This is a genomic window from Achromobacter aegrifaciens, from assembly GCF_902859965.1.
Lineage (GTDB): Bacteria > Pseudomonadota > Gammaproteobacteria > Burkholderiales > Burkholderiaceae_B > Achromobacter > Achromobacter aegrifaciens.
Genome location: NZ_CADIKO010000001.1, coordinates 1571765 through 1586745, shown reverse-complemented (window position 1 = coordinate 1586745; position 14981 = coordinate 1571765). Strand labels below are relative to the sequence as shown.

The following is a 14981-nucleotide window of genomic DNA, read 5'->3' as shown; positions in this document are numbered from 1 at the left end:
AAAAACCGGTCCGCATGGGACCGGTTTCTTGCGCGGGAGCAGATATCAGCGGTTGGCTGCGGCTTCCGTCTTGCGCTGCATGGCGCGGGTGATGGACCACTGCTGGGCGATCGACAGGGTGTTGTTGACGCACCAGTAGAGCACCAGGCCGGCCGGGAAGAAGAACATCATCCCGCCGAACACCAGCGGCATGATCATCATGACCTTGGCTTGGACGGGGTCCGGGGGCGTCGGGTTCAGTTTGATCTGCAGGAACATGGTGGCCATCATGATGGCGGGCAGAATGAAGTACGGGTCGCGGATCGACAGGTCGTGCACCCACAGGATCCACGGCGCGCCGCGCATTTCCACGCTGGCCAGCAGCACCCAGTACAGCGAGATGAACACCGGGATCTGCACCAGCATGGGCAAGCAGCCGCCCAGCGGGTTGATCTTTTCGGTGCGGTACATCTCCATCATGGCCGCATTGAGTTTCTGCTTGTCGTCGCCGTACTTTTCCTTCAGGGCCTGCAGGCGCGGAGCCACCTGCTTCATGCGGGCCATGGAGCGGTAGCTGGCGGCGGCCAGGGGGTAGAACACGGCCTTGATCAGCACGGTCAGCGCCACGATCGTCCAGCCCCAGTTGCCCAGGATGGAATGCAGCCAGGTCATCAGCTTGAACAGCGGCTTGGCGATGATGGTCAGCCAGCCATAGTCGACCACCAGTTCCAGGCCGGGGGCCAGGGCGGCCATGGCCTTCTGGTCTTGCGGACCGACCCACAGGTGCGAATCGACGCGCGTGGCGGCGCCAGGGGCGATCTCGCCGACGGCCTCGATGCTGCGGGCGGCGTACAGGTTCTTCTGCACTTCCAGCAGTTCGTTGGTGCGCGGCTTGCCCTGCGGGGGCACCCAGGCGGTGGCGAAGTAGTGCTGGACCACGGCGATCCAGCCGTTGTCCGATTGCTTGATGTAGCTGGCCTTCTTCTTTTCGATGTCGCTGAAGGTGATCTTCTGGAACTTGTCCTGTTCCGAGTAGACGGCGAAACCGGTGAAGGTGTGATAGAAGCTGGACGTGTCGGCGGGGTCGTTGCCGTCGCGTTCGAGCTGCAGGTACAGGGCGGGCGACACGGGGCCGGCGCTGACGTTGGCCAGGTCGTGGCGCACGTCGATGTCATAGCGGCCGCGGTGCAGGGTGAACGTCTTGGTGACCTTCACGCCGCCGGATTCGCCCTCGAAGGCGACCACCAGGTTGTCCCCGGTCAGCTGGCGTTCCGAGGACACGACGCGGAAAGGCGTCTGGTGCGTGGGGAAGCTTTGACCGTTGGGGGCGCCGACCACGCCGGTCTGCACCACGTAGTTCAGGCCGGCGGCGCGGTCCAGCAGCACCGTGGGCTTGTCGGGCTGGCCGGTGGCTGGGTACTTCAGCAGTTCGGCGCGCACCAGTTGGGCGCCCATGGTGTCGAACGTCAGGCGCAGCACGTCGGTCGTGATGACGACTTCTTCCGAGCGCGCGGCAGCAGGCGCGGCGGCGCCGGGCACGGCGGACGCAGCGGCAGCCGCGGGGGCGGGCGTGCTGGGCACCGAAGGCGTTGCGTTGTTCGTGGCGGCTTGCGGCTCGCTCGTGGTGGCGGCAGGCGTGGGGCCGAACAGCGACGGCTTGCCGTTATGGATCTGCCAGTTGTTCCATAGGAGCAACAGCGAGAAGGAAAAAATCATCCAGAGGACGGTTCGTCGGATATCCATGGTGCCTACTGAGGTGAATACGGGCCAGCAAAGCCCGCCAGTTTAGCGTCAATCATGCTCGGTGCGGTGGCTGTGGGAACAGCACGAGGGGCCATTGGTTCCCTTGGAGGGCGGAACCGGGTCCAATCCGCCCGGCGACCAAGGGTGGCAGCGGCCGATGCGCCGGACTGCCAGCCAGAAGCCGCGCCAGGCGCCGTGGCGCTCGATCGCTTCGATCGCATACGCCGAGCAGGTCGGGGTAAAGCGGCACTGCCTGCCGATCCAGGGGCTCAGGAAAAACCTGTAGAACCGGATCGGGGCAATGAGTAAAGCCTTGATCATCGCGCTATCCGCTCAAAGTGAGCGTCCACTTCGGCTCTTGCCGCGCGTTTCAGCGCGGTAAGCGTGGCGGGCGCAACCTTGCTATGCAGGCGCACGACGTAATCTTTGGCCGGCAGTCCCAGGCGCCGGTGGCGGAACGCCTCGCGGATGACCCGCTTGATGGCGTTGCGCGTACTGGCGTGGGCGGCGAACCGCTTGGCGATCACCAGGCCCAGACGCGCACAGGCGTCCTGGCCGGGAGGCAGATCATTGGGAGCCGCGCTCACAATGAAGAACGCCCCTCGGGCAAGACGCCGGCCTTTGAGGGCGGCGGCGAACTCGGAGGGGCGATGCAGCCGCGCCTCCGGCGGAAGCGTGGAGCGCGGCATGGACTGCAAAATCAGGCGTCAGGTTTTTCCGGACAAGCCGGAAAAACAGGACTTAGACGGCCAGACGCTTGCGGCCCTTGGCGCGGCGGGCATTCAGGATGGCGCGGCCAGCGCGGGTTTTCATGCGCACGCGGAAACCATGGGTGCGCTTGCGACGGGTAACGGAAGGTTGGTAGGTACGTTTCATGGACGATCCACAAAAAGAACAAAAGTCAGAAGGGACCTGCCCGGAAGGGTTCCTGGTCGCGCATTCAGGAAGCGGGTATCTAATGAGCATTTTTGCAACAGGTGCAAAAAAACAGCTCGTAGACGGGGCTCTGACCGGGAAACCCCGGGCGACCTATTAGAAGCAAAACCAGGCAGTTGCGTGGGCGGTAGGCATCGTTAGACACCACTGCCAACAAAGCGCGGCTAAGCTCTCTGTGGAACCTTCTGACAGACAGAATTCGGAAAAGCCCACCATTTCAGCAAGTTTTCCCTGTCTTGTCAAACAGTTAAGACTGCGCCGCACGGACGCTTATGCCCTACCCTGTGGATAACCCCAGCCCAGGCAAGGTAGAATCGAGGTTTGAATAAGAGCGACATGAAAGAATTCTGGCAGACCTGCGTCAGTCGTCTTGAGCAGGAACTCCCCCCCCAACAAATCAGCGCGTGGATACGACCGCTGGTCCCGCTTGCGTACGACGAAACGCAGGCGGTGCTGCGCGTTGCCGCTCCCAACCGGTTCAAACTGGATTGGGTACGGAAGAACTTTTCCCACCAGATCGAAGCGTTGGCCGCGGAGTGGTTCGAGCGTCCGGTGCAGGTGCTGTTCGAGTTGCCGACGCAAGGCGCCACGCCGCGCATGCCGGTCGCGCCCGTACGCGCCGCACCCGCGGCGCCCGCGTATCCGTCCGCTGCTTCCCCTTCAGGCGGCGCGCCGCCACCGATGGCCCCGGTAACGCCTGCACCCGCAGCCCCGGCGACCACGGCGGCCGCGCAGGCCGCGCAAGCGGTGAACGCGGACGCGGCAAGCATCGTGTACGAGCGTTCGCGCCTGAACACCGATCTGACGTTCGAGAACTTCGTGACGGGTAAGGCGAACCAGTTGGCGCGCGCCGCTGCGTTGCAGGTCGCCGAGAACCCTGGCACGTCCTACAACCCGCTGTTCCTGTACGGCGGCGTGGGCCTGGGCAAAACCCACCTGATCCACGCCATCGGCAATGCGATGGTGGCGGCGGGGACCGGTGTGCGCGTGCGCTATGTGCATGCCGACCAATACGTGTCGGACGTGGTGAAGGCCTACCAGCGCAAGGCGTTCGACGACTTCAAGCGTTATTACCATTCGCTCGACCTGCTGCTGATCGACGATATCCAGTTCTTCTCCGGCAAGAACCGCACGCAGGAAGAATTCTTCTACGCGTTCGAAGCGATGGTGGCTCAGCGCAAGCAGATCATCATCACCAGCGATACCTATCCTAAGGAACTGTCGGGCATCGACAGCCGCCTGATCTCGCGCTTCGACTCCGGCCTGACGGTGGCCATCGAGCCGCCGGAACTGGAAATGCGCGTGGCGATCCTGTTGCGCAAGGCGGAGTCCGAAGGCGTGCCCATGCCCGAGGAAGTGGCGTTCTTCATCGCCAAGCATCTGCGCAGCAACGTGCGCGAACTGGAAGGCGCGCTGCGCAAGGTGCTGGCCTATGCGCGCTTCCACGGCCGCGACGTGCTGACGGTGGATGTCTGCAAGGAAGCCCTGAAGGACCTGCTGTCCGTGTCCAACGGCCAGATCACCGTGGAGAACATCCAGAAGACGGTGGCGGATTTCTACAAGATCAAAGTGGCCGACATGTACTCGAAACGCCGGCCCGCCAATATCGCTTTGCCGCGCCAGGTCGCGATGTACCTGGCGAAGGAGCTGACCCAGAAAAGCCTGCCGGAAATCGGCGATCTGTTCGGTGGCCGTGATCACACCACCGTGCTGCATGCCGTACGCAAGATTTCCGACGCCCGCGCCAAGCAAGCGGAGCTCAACCATACCCTGCACGTGTTGGAACAAACTCTAAAAGGATGAACATGCAACTCGTACAAACCACACGCGATGCATTGCTGAAACCGCTGTCGACTGTGGCGGGCATCGTCGAAAGACGCCATACCCTGCCCATCCTGGCGAACATCCTGATGCGCAAGGAAGGCAACAAGGTTGCCTTCATTGCGACCGACCTGGAAGTACAGATCACCACCCATGCCGACTTCGGCGTGGGTCAAGACAACGAATCCACCACGGTCGCGGCGCGCAAGCTGCTGGATATCCTGAAGGCCCTGCCGGACACCGGCGACGTGCGCCTGGCGCTGGCCAGCAACAAGCTGTCGGTGCAATCGGCCAAGAGCCGCTTCGCCCTGCAGACGCTGGCCGCCAGCGAATTCCCCACCGTGGCTCAGCCCGAACAGTGGGACGTGTCGCTGACCATGCCGCAGCGCACGCTGCGCCACCTGTTCAACATGGTGCACTTCGCCATGGCGCAACAGGACATCCGCTACTACCTGAACGGCATGCTGCTGGTGTTTGAACCGGGCCGCGTGCGTGCGGTCGCCACCGATGGCCACCGCCTGGCGCACTGCTCGACGGAAGCCGACGGCATCAGCGAACGCCACGAAGTGATCGTGCCGCGCAAGACCGTGCTGGAAATGCAGCGCCTGCTGGAAGACTCCGACGAGCCGGTTTCGATCGACGTGGCGCCGGGCCAGATCCGCTTCCGCTTCGGCGACGTGGAGCTCGTCTCCAAGCTGGTGGAAGGCAAGTTCCCGGACTTCACGCGCGTGATCCCGACGAACTACACGCGCCATTTCCTGGTCGGCCGCGAAGCGCTCCAGGGCAGCCTGCAGCGCGCCGCCATCCTGACCACCGACAAGTTCAAGGGCGTGCGCCTGCAACTGGCGCAGAACCAGATGAAGATCTCGTCCTCCAACGCCGAGCAGGAAGAGGCGCAGGAAGAAATCGACATCGACTACGGCCATGAAGCCCTCGATGTGGGCTTCAACGTCGGCTACCTGCTCGACGTGCTGTCCAACGTCAAGGTGGACAACATCCAGTGGTCGGTCATGCCCGATGCCAACGCGTCGGCGCTCATCACCCTGCCCGAAGACGACCAGTTCAAGTACGTCGTCATGCCCATGCGGATTTGATCCGCACCCATCGTGGGTTTGTGCCGCTTGCGGGCCCGAGGGCCCGTGGGCGGTCCGGCCGCCAGGCCGTTCTTTAAAGCGTTATCGATACAGACATGTCAGATCAGCAGAACACCACTCCCGAGAACAGCGGCTACGGCGCTGACTCGATCAAGATGCTCAAGGGGCTGGAGGCCGTGCGCAAGCGCCCCGGCATGTACATCGGCGACACATCCGACGGCACCGGCTTGCACCACATGGTGTTCGAAGTCGTCGACAACGCCATCGACGAAGCCCTGGCCGGCTACTGCGACGACATCGTCGTCACGATCCACACCGACAACTCGATCTCGGTCACCGACAACGGCCGCGGCATCCCCACCGACATCCACAAGGATGACGAATTCCACCGCAGCGCGGCCGAAATCGTCATGACCGAACTGCACGCTGGCGGCAAGTTCGACCAGAACTCCTACAAGGTGTCCGGCGGCCTGCACGGCGTGGGCGTGTCTTGCGTGAACGCGCTGTCCGAATGGCTGCGGCTGACCATCCGCCGCAACGGCGAAGTGCACCAGATGGAGTTCCGCCAGGGCGAGCGCGTCGCGCCCCTGGCCGTGACCGGTACGACCGACAAGCGCGGCACCGAAGTGCGCTTTTTGGCCGACCCGATCATCTTCAACAACATCGAGTACCACTACGAGATCCTCTCGAAGCGCCTGCGCGAACTGTCGTTCTTGAACAATGGCGTGAAGATCCGCCTGATCGACCAGCGCCAGGGCAAGGAAGAGAACTTCGCCTTCTCCGGCGGCGTGAAGGGCTTCGTCGAATACATCAATCGCAGCAAGACCGTGCTGCACCCGAACGTGTTCTCGGTCACCACCGAGTCCTCGGCGGGCGGCGTGCCGGTCGGCGTCGAAGTGGCGATGCAGTGGAACGACAGCTACAGCGAAAGCGTGCTGTGCTTCACCAACAACATTCCGCAGCGCGACGGCGGCTCGCACCTGACCGGCCTGCGCGCGGCAATGACCCGCATCATCAACAAGTACATCACCGACAACGAACTGGCCAAGAAGGCCAAGGTCGAGACGTCCGGCGACGACATGCGCGAAGGCCTGGCCTGCGTGCTGTCGGTGAAGGTGCCCGAGCCCAAGTTCAGCAGCCAGACCAAGGACAAGCTGGTCTCCAGCGAAGTGCGTCCGGCGGTTGAGGAAGCCGTGGCGCGCACGCTGGAAACCTGGCTGCTGGAACACCCGAACGACGCCAAGGCGCTGTGCGCCAAGATCGTCGAAGCCGCCCGCGCCCGCGAAGCCGCGCGCAAGGCGCGCGAAATGACGCGCCGCAAGAGCGTGCTGGAAGGCGCAGGCCTGCCCGGCAAGCTGGCCGACTGCCAGGAAAAGGACCCCGCACTGTGCGAGCTGTACATCGTCGAGGGTGACTCCGCAGGCGGCTCGGCCAAGCAAGGCCGCGATCGCAAGTTCCAGGCCATCCTGCCGTTGCGCGGCAAGGTGCTGAACGTCGAGAAGGCGCGTTTCGACCGCCTGATCGCCAGCGAGCAGATCGCCACGCTGATCACCGCGCTGGGCACCAGCATCGGTCCTGACTTCAACGTCGACAAGCTGCGCTACCACCGCCTCATCATCATGACCGACGCGGACGTGGACGGCGCGCACATCCGCACCCTGCTGCTGACGCTGCTGTACCGCCAGATGCCTGAACTGGTGCAGCGCGGCTACGTGTATATCGCCCAGCCGCCGCTGTACAAGGTCAAGGTCGGCCGCGAAGAACGCTATCTGAAAGACGACCAGGAAGAAGCGCAGTTCATGCTGCAACTGGCGCTGAAGGATGCCGAGATCATCTCGGGCGGCAACATCATCCGCGGCGACGAACTCAACGACCTGGCCCGCCAGTACGTCGCGGCCGACGCCGTGATCGCGCGCCTGTCGCGCGTATTCGACGTGGGCGCGCTGTCGGCCATGGCCGAAGGCGTGGAGATCAACCTGGAATCGGCCGAGTCCACCGCCGATTCCGCGCGCCGCCTGGCCGACGCCATGCGCGACCCGGTCAGCGGCAACGGCGTGGAAGTCGTGCCGGAGTTCGACGAATCCACCGAGCGCCATCGTCTGTCGGTGCAGCGCATGCACCACGGCAACGTGCGCGTGAGCATCATCGATGCGGACTTCGTCAACGGTTCGGACTACGCGGTCCTGTCCAAGGCCGCCAAGAGCTTCTCCGGCAAGGTCGGCGCGCGTTCGCTGGCCGCCCGCGGCGAAGGCGACAAGCGCAAGGAACAGACCGTGTCCGATTTCCGCGAGGCCATGCAGTGGCTGCGCAGCGAAGCCGACCGCAGCATCTCCAAGCAACGCTACAAGGGTCTGGGCGAAATGAACCCGGAACAGCTGTGGGAAACCACCATGGACCCGAAGGTGCGCCGTTTGTTGCGCGTGCAGATCGAGGACGCCATCGCGGCCGACGAGGTCTTCACCACGCTGATGGGCGACGACGTCGAACCGCGCCGCAACTTCATCGAGACGCATGCGTTGTCGGCGGGGAATATCGACGCCTGATCGCGTCGGATCTCGGCAGAGATCCTGGACGCCATAGAAAAGGGGCTGCCTTGCGCAGCCCCTTTTTCATGCGCCAGTCCGGCGCGGCCCGGAAAACGCAATCCTTCTACACCTGCACATCATTGGCCCAAGGCTCGGCCGTCAAGCGCTCGGCCAGATATTCAATGAACGCCTGCACCCGGGCCGGCCGGCGGCGGCCAGGCGGGGTGACGATGTGCAGGGCGATGGGATCCACCTGCCAGTCGTCCATCACGGTCTCCAGCGCGCCCGATTGCAAATCCTTCCACGCCAGAAACTCGGGCTGCAGGGCCAGACCCATGCCCGCCTGCAGCGCCGGCGTCAGGGCTTCGGCGTTGTTCACGTTCAGGTGCACCGGCAGCGACTGCGAAAACTCGCCGTGCTTTTCATGGCGGAAGCGCCAGCTCGCGCCGTTGCGCGCATACATGTATTGCAACGCGGTGTGCTGTGCCAGGTCCTTTGGATGCTTGGGGCGTCCCGCGCGCTTGAAGTAGCTGGGCGCGCCCACCAGCAGGATGCGCACCGAGCAGAGCCGCCGCGCCAGCAGCGTCGAATCCACCAGATTGGAGATGCGCAGCGCCAGGTCGAAGCGTTCCGAGACCAGGTCGGCCTGCTTGTCGCTGAATTCGATTTCCAGGGCCACGTCGGGATTGGCCTGCATGAATGGCGGCAGCATCGGCGCCAGATGCGTGACCCCAAAGGACATGGGCGCGGACAGCCTGATCTTGCCGCGCAGGCTGCTCGACTTTTCCGTCACCTCGGATTCGACGGCCTCGCCTTCCTCCAATATGCGCGCTGCGCGTTCCAGCGCCGCGTAGCCGGATTCGGTCAAGGTCATGCTGCGGGAGGTGCGATGAAACAGCGTGGTCTTCATGCGCGCTTCCAGACGGCTGATGGTCTTGGAAACCGTGGCCTGCGCCAAGCCGAACTCGGCCGCCGCCTTGGCGAACGACCCTGTATCGGCGACCTTGGCGAAGATCGCCCAACCCTCTAAATCCGGCAGCTTGCTCATCTTGTGTTCTCGGGAAATGCCCGCGCCGATGATAGCCCCTGCCTATGGCATGGACAAGAATGGTGTTGAACGCAGTGCAGCAGAGACTGTCACGCCATGGTCATCATGCAAAAAATGGAAAGGATGGAATTCCATGCTGCGGGTTCTCAGGAAAGCGGCCTCTCCCTACTATGCATACACCGACAGACGAGATGCACGGGACCTTCCAGCGGCACCCCGCCATCGTCGCAACGGGGCAGACCGGGATGGTTTGCCAGCTACACCGAATTCTTTGCTGCCGCCCTATTTGATAGTTTTCCTTAAAGAGAGATCCGCCATGTCCGCCAACAAATACCTCGAAGTCCTGACCCCGCAGAACAGCCAGATCATTTTCATCGACCAGCAGCCGCAGATGGCCTTCGGCGTGCAATCCATCGACCGCCAGACCCTGAAGAACAACGTGGTGGGCCTGGCCAAGGCCGCACGCGCCTTCAATATCCCCACCACCATCACCACCGTCGAAACCGACAGCTTCTCCGGCAATACCTACCCCGAACTGCTGGCTGTGTTCCCCGAGAACAAGATCCTGGAGCGCACCTCCATGAATTCCTGGGACGACCAGAACGTGCGCGACGCGCTGGCCGCCAATGGCCGCAAGAAGGTCATCGTCGCCGGCCTGTGGACCGAGGTCTGCAACACCACCTTCGCGCTATGCGCCATGCTGGAAGGCGAGTACGAAATCTACATGGTGGCTGATGCTTCAGGCGGCACCTCGGTGGACGCGCACAAGTACGCCATGGACCGCATGGTGCAGGCCGGCGCCGTGCCGATGACCTGGTTGCAGGTGATGCTGGAATGGCAGCGCGACTGGGCCCGCAAGGAAACCTATGACGCCGTCACTGGCATCGTCAAGGAACACTCCGGCGCCTACGGCATGGGCATCGACTACGCCGTCACCCACGTGCACAAGCTGGCAGAGCGCGTGCAGCACGGCGAACGCATCGGCCCCAACCCCGCCAAGTAAACCGCAAGCCGGATCGTCCAGACAGCGTCTGGCCGGTCCGGCGCCTTGTCTTTGAACACGGCGTTTTGAACACGGCGGGCGGCGGGACTTGCGGGTCCGAATGCCGCCTGGCGCGATCCAGGAGAGTCCCATGCCAGACCAGAAGAATCCCGCCGCGCGCGGCACTTTCGCGCCCTTGCGCCAGTCCGTATTCGCCGTGCTGTGGGCCGCGACCGTGCTGGGCAACGTGGGCAGCTTCATGCGGGACGTGGCCAGTTCCTGGCTGGTGACCGATCTGTCGGCCAGCCCGGCCGCGGTGGCGCTGATCCAGACCGCTGCGACCCTGCCCATCTTCCTGCTGGCGATTCCCGCCGGCGTGCTGTCCGACATCCTGGACCGGCGCCGCTTCCTGATCTTCGTGCAGCTGCTGCTGGCCTCCGTCAGCGGCACGCTGCTGCTCCTGTCGCATTTCGGCGCGCTGACGGTCGATTACCTGATTGCCCTGACCTTCGTCGGCGGCATCGGCGCGGCCTTGATGGGGCCGACCTGGCAATCCATCGTCCCGGAACTCGTGCCGCGCGAAGAACTCAAGGGCGCGGTGGCGCTGAACTCGCTGGGCATCAATATCGCGCGCGCCATCGGTCCGGCGGCGGGCGGCCTGATCCTCGCCAGCTTCGGCGCGGCGGTCACCTACGGGCTAGATGTGCTGAGCTACGTGTTCGTCATTGCCGCACTGCTGTGGTGGAAGCGTCCCGCGGCCGTCGATAGCGCGCTGTCGGAGAACTTCTTCGGCGCGTTCCGCGCCGGCCTGCGCTACACGCGGGCCAGCAAGGAGCTGCACCGCGTGCTGCTGCGCGCCGCCGTCTTCTTCCTGTTCGCCAGCGCGGTGTGGGCCTTGCTGCCGCTGGTGGCGCGGCAGATGCTGGGCGGCTCCTCGGGCTTTTACGGCGTGTTGCTGGGCGCGGTGGGCGCAGGAGCCATCATCGGCGCTCTGTTGCTGCCCAGGCTGGGCGCCCGCCTGAATGCCGACGGGCTGGTGCTGCTGGCGTCGGTGGCCAGCGCGGCGGTCATGGCCGTGCTGGTGTTCGCGCCGCCGCAATGGCTGGCCGTGCTGATGCTGGTAGTGCTGGGCATGGGCTGGATCACCGCGCTCACCACGTTCAATGGCGTGGCCCAGGCCGTGCTGCCCAATTGGGTGCGCGGCCGCGGGCTGGCGGTGTACCTGATGGTCTTCAACGGCGCGATGGCCGCTGGCAGCCTGGGCTGGGGCCTGGTGGCGCGCGAGATCGGCGTGCCCTATGCACTGGCAGTCAGCGCTGCCGGGCTGGTCGCGGTTGCGCTGTTGTTTCACCGCGCCAGCCTGCCGGTCGGCGAGGCGGATCTGCAGGCGTCGAATCACTGGCCGGAGCCGCTGCTTGCTGAACCTGTGGCCCACGATCGCGGTCCGGTGCTGGTGCAGGTGGAGTACCGCATCAGCCAGGAAGACCGCCCTGCCTTTCTGGATGCGATGCAACGCCTGTCGCAAGAGCGACTGCGCGACGGCGCCTATGCCTGGGGCGTGGTCGAGCACACCAATGACCCGCAGCGGGTGGTCGAATGGTTCTTCGTCGAATCCTGGGCCGAACATCTGCGCCAGCATCACCGGGTGTCGCATGCCGATGCCGATCTGCAAGCGGAAGCGCTGCGCTTTCACATGGGGCCGGACAAGCCCGAAGTGCATCACTTCCTGTCCTTGAAGCGCTGACGGGCAGCATCGGGAACACGTCCATGAACCACATGAAGCATGCCGCCATGATCGGCGATAACCCGGCGACGGAGGCGCACCATGATTGAGCGCCGTCCGCTTGCGAGCCTGGGCCACGAACGCCGCGGCTGGCTCGATGCCAAGCACCACTTTTCCTTCGCGGCCTACCAGGACCCCGCACGCATGAACTGGGGCGCGCTGCGCGCTTGGAGCGACGAAACCATCGCACCGGGCGCGGGCTTTCCGCCTTCGCTGCATGCTGACGTGGAAATCATCACCTGCGTGCGGGAAGGCGCGCTCACCCATGAAGACGATCTGGGCAATCGCGGCCGCACCAGCGCTGGCGAGGTGCAGGTCGTGAGCGCAGGCAGTGGCGTGACGCATGCCGAATTCAATATGGAAGGTGGTCCCGCGCATGTGTTCCAGATCTGGATCGAACCCGACCGCCGCGGCGCGCCGCCCAGCTGGGGCCGGAAGTCCTTTACCCGCGAAGCCTGCAAGGGCCAGTTCATCACGCTTGCCAGCGGTATCGACGGCGATGAAGACGCGCTGCCCATCCGCAGCGACGCGCGCGTGCTTGCGGTGGCGCTCAAAGCAGGCGAAGCCGCCACCTACCGCTTCGCGCGCGGCCGCCGCCGCGGCTATCTGGTCGCCTCCAAGGGCAGATTGCAAGTCAACGGGGTGGAGATCGGCTCAGGCGACGGCGCCGCCATCCGGGACGAAACCGATGTGCGCCTTATGGCCCTGGACGACGCCGAAGTGCTCCTGGCCGATACGCACGCATGAGCGGCGTGCTCATAACCCCTACACAACGCGAGGACGCACATGAAGATCTATCTGCTTTCCTTGGGCGCCGGACTGCTGGTCGGCGTGGTTTACAGCCTTTTGCAGGTCCGCTCGCCCGCCCCGCCGCTGGTGGCGCTGATCGGCCTGCTGGGCATATTGGTCGGTGAACAGGTCATTCCGGTGGGCAGGCAACTGCTGAACGGTACCGCCTTTGTCGCCGCCTGCGACAAGGAAAAAGCCGTCAGCCACGTGCTCGGGCAATTGCCCGGCCGCCATCAGGCCCAAGACAAGGAACACGGCTGAGCCGGTTCCCGCATCCAGGAGATATTGCATGCCTACCCGCCGCGACCTTATCGGTGTAGCTTCCGCCCTGGCGCTCAACGGTATGTTGGGACGCCCCGCCATCGCCAGTTCCAAAGGAGACCCCAACATGTCCAACGCCACGCCGGACGTCATTTTCCACAATGGCCGCATCACCACGCTGGACCGCAGCAAGCCACAGGCCAGCGCCGTCGCGATCAAGAACGGCCGTTTCGTGGCTGTTGGTTCCGATGCCGAAGTCATGGCGCTGGCCGGCGCCGGCACGCGGGTCGTCGACCTGAAGCGCCGCGCGGCCTTGCCTGGCCTGTTCGACAATCACACCCACGTGGTGCGTGGCGGCCTGAACTACAACATGGAGCTGCGCTGGGACGGCGTGCGCTCGCTGGCCGACGCCATGGCCATGTTGAAGCGCCAGGTCGCGATCACGCCCGCGCCGCAATGGGTGCGCGTGGTGGGCGGCTTCACCGAGCATCAGTTCGCCGAGAAGCGCCTGCCCACGATTGACGAGATCAACGCCATCGCGCCCGACACTCCGGTGTTCATCCTGCACCTGTATGATCGCGCGCTGCTCAACGGCGCTGCGCTGCGCGCGGTGGGCTATACCAAGACCACGCCCAATCCGCCGGGCGGCGAGATCATGCGCGATGGCCTGGGCAATCCCACGGGGCTGCTGCTGGCCAAACCCAACGCGACCATCCTGTACGCCACGCTGGCCAAGGGTCCCAAGCTGCCCTTCGACTACCAGGTCAACTCCACGCGCCACTTCATGCGCGAGCTGAACCGGCTGGGCGTGACCGGCGTGATCGATGCGGGCGGCGGCTTCCAGAACTATCCGGACGACTACGCCGTGATCCAGAAGCTGGCCGACGAGAACCAGATGACGGTGCGCTTGGCCTATAACCTCTTCACGCAAAAGCCCAAGCAGGAAAAGGAGGACTTTCTTAACTGGACGTCGAGCGTGAAGTACAAGCAGGGCAGCGACTACTTCCGCCACAACGGCGCGGGTGAAATGCTGGTGTTCTCGGCAGCCGACTTCGAGGACTTCCGCGTCGAGCGTCCGGACATGCCGCCCGAGATGGAAGGCGAACTGGAAGAGGTCGTGCGCGTGCTGGTGCAGAACAAGTGGCCATGGCGCTTGCATGCCACCTACGACGAGACCATCTCGCGCGCGCTGGACGTGTTCGAGAAAGTGCATCGCGATACGCCGCTGACCGGGCTGAACTGGTTCTTCGACCACGCCGAGACCATCTCCGACAAATCGATCGACCGCATTGCCGCGCTGGGCGGCGGCATTGCCGTGCAGCACCGCATGGCCTACCAGGGCGAGTATTTCATCGAACGCTACGGCGCAAAGGCCGCCGAAGCCACGCCGCCTGTCGCCAAGATCCTGCAGCGTGGCGTGAAGGTCTCGGCCGGCACCGATGCGACCCGCGTCGCGTCCTACAACCCCTGGGTGTCCTTGTCCTGGATGGTCACCGGCAAGACCGTGGGCGGCACCCGCCTCTACCCTGCGCGCAACTGCCTGGACCGCGAGACCGCGCTGCGCATGTGGACCGAGAACGTGGCCTGGTTCTCCAACGAGGAAGGCAAGCGCGGCCGCATCGAACCCGGCCAGTTGGCCGACTTCATCGTGCCGGACAAGGACTACTTCAGCTGCACCGAGGACGAGATCTCCTTCCTGACCTCGGACCTGACCGTGGTGGGCGGGCGCGTGGTCTACGGCGCGGGAGAGTTCGCGCCGCTGGACGACAACCCGCTGCCGCCCGCCATGCCCGACTGGTCGCCTACCCGGCTGTTCGGCGGCTATGGCGCCTGGGGCGATCCTGACGGCGCCGGCCGTAATTCGCTGGGCTACCGCAACATGGCGGCCTGCGCGTGCGCCAGCTCTTGCGGCCTGCATGGACACGACCATGCCCGCGCATGGGCATCCAATGCGCCCAGCTCCGATCTGCAGGGCTTCTTCGGCGCGCTGGGCTGCTCCTGCTGGGCTGTCTGAGGAGGT

At 64.5% G+C, this 14981-nt stretch carries 13 protein-coding genes; 8 read left to right on the top strand and 5 right to left on the bottom strand.

The window, feature by feature from the left end:
• Positions 1–45 precede the first annotated feature (45 nt).
• Genes yidC through rpmH form a run of 4 tightly spaced genes read right to left on the bottom strand, consistent with a single transcriptional unit; the run spans position 46 to position 2598 of the window.
• Positions 46–1722 (bottom strand): membrane protein insertase YidC, encoded by a 1677-nt coding sequence (yidC, locus tag HV793_RS07395; RefSeq protein ID WP_175181610.1) that lies wholly within the window; start codon positions 1720–1722, stop codon positions 46–48.
• Positions 1723–1770: 48 nt separating this feature from the next.
• Positions 1771–2043: a membrane protein insertion efficiency factor YidD gene (gene yidD, locus HV793_RS07390; RefSeq protein ID WP_059376344.1), complete on the bottom strand. Its 273-nt coding sequence runs from the start codon at positions 2041–2043 to the stop codon at positions 1771–1773.
• Positions 2040–2411, bottom strand: coding sequence for a ribonuclease P protein component (locus HV793_RS07385; RefSeq protein WP_013397083.1), 372 nt, complete (start codon positions 2409–2411; stop codon positions 2040–2042). The genes yidD and HV793_RS07385 overlap by 4 nt, the downstream gene beginning before the upstream one ends.
• A 52-nt stretch (positions 2412–2463) precedes the next feature.
• Positions 2464–2598: a 50S ribosomal protein L34 gene (gene rpmH / locus HV793_RS07380; RefSeq protein WP_003816025.1), complete on the bottom strand. Its 135-nt coding sequence runs from the start codon at positions 2596–2598 to the stop codon at positions 2464–2466.
• A 396-nt stretch (positions 2599–2994) separates the two neighbouring features.
• Here rpmH and dnaA point away from each other — a divergent pair, with 396 nt between their 5' ends.
• The 3 genes from dnaA to gyrB all read left to right on the top strand — a co-directional run bounded on the left by dnaA (position 2995) and on the right by gyrB (position 8116).
• The gene (gene dnaA, locus HV793_RS07375; protein WP_054455790.1) at positions 2995–4461 is read left to right on the top strand and encodes a chromosomal replication initiator protein DnaA; all 1467 of its coding nucleotides are present in this window, start codon (positions 2995–2997) and stop codon (positions 4459–4461) included.
• A 2-nt stretch (positions 4462–4463) separates the two neighbouring features.
• A complete protein-coding gene (dnaN, locus tag HV793_RS07370) occupies positions 4464–5573 on the top strand; it encodes a DNA polymerase III subunit beta (protein ID WP_054455945.1) in 1110 nt (369 codons plus the stop codon).
• A 95-nt stretch (positions 5574–5668) separates the two neighbouring features.
• On the top strand, positions 5669–8116 hold the full coding sequence (gyrB, locus tag HV793_RS07365) for a DNA topoisomerase (ATP-hydrolyzing) subunit B (RefSeq protein WP_054455788.1): 2448 nt from the start codon (positions 5669–5671) through the stop codon (positions 8114–8116).
• A 106-nt stretch (positions 8117–8222) separates the two neighbouring features.
• On the opposite strand, the gene HV793_RS07360 is transcribed toward gyrB, so the two are convergent.
• The gene (locus HV793_RS07360; protein ID WP_119449782.1) at positions 8223–9146 is read right to left on the bottom strand and encodes a LysR family transcriptional regulator; all 924 of its coding nucleotides are present in this window, start codon (positions 9144–9146) and stop codon (positions 8223–8225) included.
• A 316-nt stretch (positions 9147–9462) separates the two neighbouring features.
• On the opposite strand from HV793_RS07360, the gene HV793_RS07355 reads away from it, so the two are divergent.
• The 5 genes from HV793_RS07355 to HV793_RS07335 all read left to right on the top strand — a co-directional run bounded on the left by HV793_RS07355 (position 9463) and on the right by HV793_RS07335 (position 14975).
• On the top strand, positions 9463–10149 hold the full coding sequence (locus HV793_RS07355) for a hydrolase (protein WP_054455784.1): 687 nt from the start codon (positions 9463–9465) through the stop codon (positions 10147–10149).
• A 130-nt stretch (positions 10150–10279) separates the two neighbouring features.
• The gene (locus HV793_RS07350; RefSeq protein ID WP_175212932.1) at positions 10280–11872 is read left to right on the top strand and encodes an MFS transporter; all 1593 of its coding nucleotides are present in this window, start codon (positions 10280–10282) and stop codon (positions 11870–11872) included.
• 81 nt (positions 11873–11953) lie between these two features.
• On the top strand, positions 11954–12658 hold the full coding sequence (locus HV793_RS07345; protein WP_175212931.1) for a pirin family protein: 705 nt from the start codon (positions 11954–11956) through the stop codon (positions 12656–12658).
• A 39-nt stretch (positions 12659–12697) separates the two neighbouring features.
• Positions 12698–12961, top strand: a complete 264-nt coding sequence (locus HV793_RS07340; protein ID WP_054455778.1) for a XapX domain-containing protein — start codon at positions 12698–12700, stop codon at positions 12959–12961.
• A gap of 127 nt (positions 12962–13088) precedes the next feature.
• Positions 13089–14975, top strand: coding sequence for an amidohydrolase (locus HV793_RS07335; RefSeq protein WP_217481776.1), 1887 nt, complete (start codon positions 13089–13091; stop codon positions 14973–14975).
• The last annotated feature ends 6 nt before the right edge of the window (positions 14976–14981 follow it).

Bases quoted from the DNA above. Each gene is read 5' to 3' on its own strand.
- yidC (WP_175181610.1), bottom strand. From the start codon at position 1,722: ATGGATATCCGACGAACCGTCCTCTGGATGATTTTTTCCTTCTCGCTG.
- yidD (WP_059376344.1), bottom strand. From the start codon at position 2,043: ATGATCAAGGCTTTACTCATTGCCCCGATCCGGTTCTACAGGTTTTTC.
- HV793_RS07385 (WP_013397083.1), bottom strand. From the start codon at position 2,411: ATGCCGCGCTCCACGCTTCCGCCGGAGGCGCGGCTGCATCGCCCCTCC.
- rpmH (WP_003816025.1), bottom strand. From the start codon at position 2,598: ATGAAACGTACCTACCAACCTTCCGTTACCCGTCGCAAGCGCACCCAT.
- dnaA (WP_054455790.1), top strand. From the start codon at position 2,995: ATGAAAGAATTCTGGCAGACCTGCGTCAGTCGTCTTGAGCAGGAACTC.
- dnaN (WP_054455945.1), top strand. From the start codon at position 4,464: ATGCAACTCGTACAAACCACACGCGATGCATTGCTGAAACCGCTGTCG.
- gyrB (WP_054455788.1), top strand. From the start codon at position 5,669: ATGTCAGATCAGCAGAACACCACTCCCGAGAACAGCGGCTACGGCGCT.
- HV793_RS07360 (WP_119449782.1), bottom strand. From the start codon at position 9,146: ATGAGCAAGCTGCCGGATTTAGAGGGTTGGGCGATCTTCGCCAAGGTC.
- HV793_RS07355 (WP_054455784.1), top strand. From the start codon at position 9,463: ATGTCCGCCAACAAATACCTCGAAGTCCTGACCCCGCAGAACAGCCAG.
- HV793_RS07350 (WP_175212932.1), top strand. From the start codon at position 10,280: ATGCCAGACCAGAAGAATCCCGCCGCGCGCGGCACTTTCGCGCCCTTG.
- HV793_RS07345 (WP_175212931.1), top strand. From the start codon at position 11,954: ATGATTGAGCGCCGTCCGCTTGCGAGCCTGGGCCACGAACGCCGCGGC.
- HV793_RS07340 (WP_054455778.1), top strand. From the start codon at position 12,698: ATGAAGATCTATCTGCTTTCCTTGGGCGCCGGACTGCTGGTCGGCGTG.
- HV793_RS07335 (WP_217481776.1), top strand. From the start codon at position 13,089: ATGTCCAACGCCACGCCGGACGTCATTTTCCACAATGGCCGCATCACC.